Raw genomic sequence first — 2,231 nt, forward strand, 5'->3', positions numbered from 1 at the left:
TCCCCGCCCACACCCCGCCCACCGGCCCCCGGTATCGTCCCGGTGCACACTCGTCCACCGCGCACGAACCGTGGGAGCCCGCATGTCCGCCCGACCCGCCGCGACCCGCCGGACCGTCCTGCGAGGCGCGGCCCTCACCCCCGTCGCAGGGCTGGGCGTCACCGCCTGCCGGCCCGTCGGCGACGACAGGTCGGCCCCGCCGGCCGGGCCCGTCGAGCTGGGCCCGGAGAGCGAGGTCCCCGCAGGCGGCGCCAAGCTGTACCGGGAACACAACGTGGTCGTCGGCCGGGGCGAGGACGGTTCCCTCACCGGGTACAGCACCGTGTGCACGCACGCGGGGTGTCCCATCAACAAGCTGGACGGGACCAGGCTGGTCTGCCCGTGTCACGGCAGCGAGTTCGACGCCACCACCGGGAAGGTGCTGCGGGAGCCGGCCGTGGCGCCGCTGAAGCCGCTGGTCGTCGAGGTGAAGAACGGCACGCTGGTCGCACGCCGCGACTGACCCGCAGCCGCGTCACCCGCGTCACCCGCCTCATCCGGACGGGCCGGGATCACTGCCAGTCCCAGGCGATCCCCACGTAGCCGGCCCGCAGGCGCGGTTCCACCAGGTGCACCGAGCGGTGCCGCGCGCTGAGGGGCAGTTCCTGGCGTCCGCCACGCGGGGCCGCGGCCGAGTGCTGGGTGAAGCGGTGGCACCGCACCGGGAGCGCGGCGGAGTCGAAGCAGACCTGGAGGGCGTACTGGCCGCCGGGGGAGTCGGCGCCCCCGACGTACTCGCGGCAGACGCCGGCCGTGCCGTCCTCCACGGCGTACCGGAAGAGGAACGTGTCCCCGGCGCGCAGCCGGATGTCGAAGAGCAGCTCGGCCGCGAGGACCCCGGTGTCGTGGTGCCGGCGTATGCGGCCGATGCGGCAGTTCTCCAGGGCGCGGACCCGCATGCGGTCCGGGTCGGCGCCCGGGTCGCCGTGGTGGACGGCGACGTAGCGGTCGACGCCGTCGCGGTGGGCGCGCACGATGTGGTGCGACTCGCGTTCGGCCAGTTCCCGGCGGGCGCCGATGCCGACCCGTTCGTGGTGGCCCAGGGTGTGCAGTCCGCCGTCGCGCGGGGCGCCGAATTCGGCCAGCAGCTTGTCCAGGACGCCAGAGGCCTCGACGAGGGAGCGGTAGCTGCGGCCGGCGGAGCGGCGGTCCCCGGTCCGGTCGTCCGTCTCGGCGAGCAGCCGGATCAGTGACTCCTCCGGCAGCTGAAGGATCTCCTCCAGCGCCCGTACGGCGCGCAGCGACTCCGGGCGCTGCGGGCGGCGGGCGCCCTGCTGCCAGTAGCTCAGACTGGTGACGCCCACCTTCACGCCATGGCGCGACAGATGGTGCTGCACCCGCTGCAACGGCAGGCCCCGTGCGGCGATCGCGGCGCGCAGGGCGACGTGGAACGGGCCGCCGCGCAGGGCCGAGTCCAGTTCTGCGGTGACGACGTCCGCTTGCTGTGTGGCGTGCGGCATGCAGGGGCCTTTCTGTGAAGGTCACAACGGCTGGTCAGACCGTTCGCGCGGGGCGCCCGGGGCCCGCCCCGTCGGCACGGCGCGGTCTTCACATGCGTACGCCGTCGTTCAGCGCCCCTGGTTCCCCCGCATTGAAGCGTGTTGACCAAGTCCCGACAACCGTTCGGCCGCAAGAGCGGCCGCAGCGGCGCATGCGATGGGGCCGTACCGGCCGGTGCGGCTGGTACGGCCCCTGTGGTCAACGGCCCCCGTGGTTCGTCGTCCGGGGCGGGTCCGAGGGTCAGGCCCCCTCGGTACCGTTCCGGTCCCGGAGCCGGGAGCTCGCGGCGGCCAGGCGCTTCGCGCGCACGATGTCGGGGTCGCGCGGGTCGAGGGACTCGGGGAAGGCAGGCGTCTCGTCCGTGTACCGGCGGTACCGGGCAGGCCGTCGTGTTTTCTCGATCCGCACCTGTCGCATACGACCTCCCGACTCGCGGGCACTCGCGTGACCGCTGTCATGACCGCCTCGGACCACCGGCCGGAGAGCCGGTGCGGACCGCCGGGCGGACCGCCACCGCGGTCCGTCCGCCGGCCCCGGTGATCGCCCGAGGCACGGACCCCCCACATTCCCGCTTACCGGCCTCCGTAACCCATCCGCCCGCATCGGACCCCGCGCACCCGTCCTCCGGGCTCGACATGACCTCCTTCGCCCCCGATCCATGCCCCGGCCATGACCCCCCTCCGTCTCTGATC

The 2,231-nt window shown here is 74.2% G+C and carries 3 protein-coding genes; 1 reads left to right on the forward strand and 2 read right to left on the reverse strand.

All coding sequences use genetic code 11. The features are described 5' to 3' along the window. Nucleotides 1-82: 82 nt before the first annotated feature. Nucleotides 83-502 (forward strand): Rieske (2Fe-2S) protein, encoded by a 420-nt coding sequence (locus CCN29_RS28825; protein ID WP_006135281.1) that lies wholly within the window; start codon nucleotides 83-85, stop codon nucleotides 500-502. 49 nt (nucleotides 503-551) lie between these two features. On the opposite strand, the gene CCN29_RS28830 is transcribed toward CCN29_RS28825, so the two are convergent. After that, a complete protein-coding gene (locus CCN29_RS28830) occupies nucleotides 552-1,499 on the reverse strand; it encodes a hypothetical protein (RefSeq protein ID WP_086685514.1) in 948 nt (315 codons plus the stop codon). Nucleotides 1,500-1,779: 280 nt separating this feature from the next. After that, nucleotides 1,780-1,956, reverse strand: a complete 177-nt coding sequence (locus CCN29_RS36340; RefSeq protein WP_167334643.1) for a hypothetical protein — start codon at nucleotides 1,954-1,956, stop codon at nucleotides 1,780-1,782. Nucleotides 1,957-2,231: the final 275 nt, after the last annotated feature.

The sequence above is a fragment of the Streptomyces pseudogriseolus genome (assembly GCA_002154585.1).
GTDB classification, from domain to species: Bacteria; Actinomycetota; Actinomycetes; order Streptomycetales; family Streptomycetaceae; genus Streptomyces; species Streptomyces pseudogriseolus.

Excerpts from the sequence above, each read along its gene's own strand:
- CCN29_RS36340 (WP_167334643.1), bottom strand. The coding sequence starts at position 1,956 with ATGCGACAGGTGCGGATCGAGAAAACACGACGGCCTGCCCGGTACCGC.
- CCN29_RS28825 (WP_006135281.1), top strand. The coding sequence starts at position 83 with ATGTCCGCCCGACCCGCCGCGACCCGCCGGACCGTCCTGCGAGGCGCG.
- CCN29_RS28830 (WP_086685514.1), bottom strand. The coding sequence starts at position 1,499 with ATGCCGCACGCCACACAGCAAGCGGACGTCGTCACCGCAGAACTGGAC.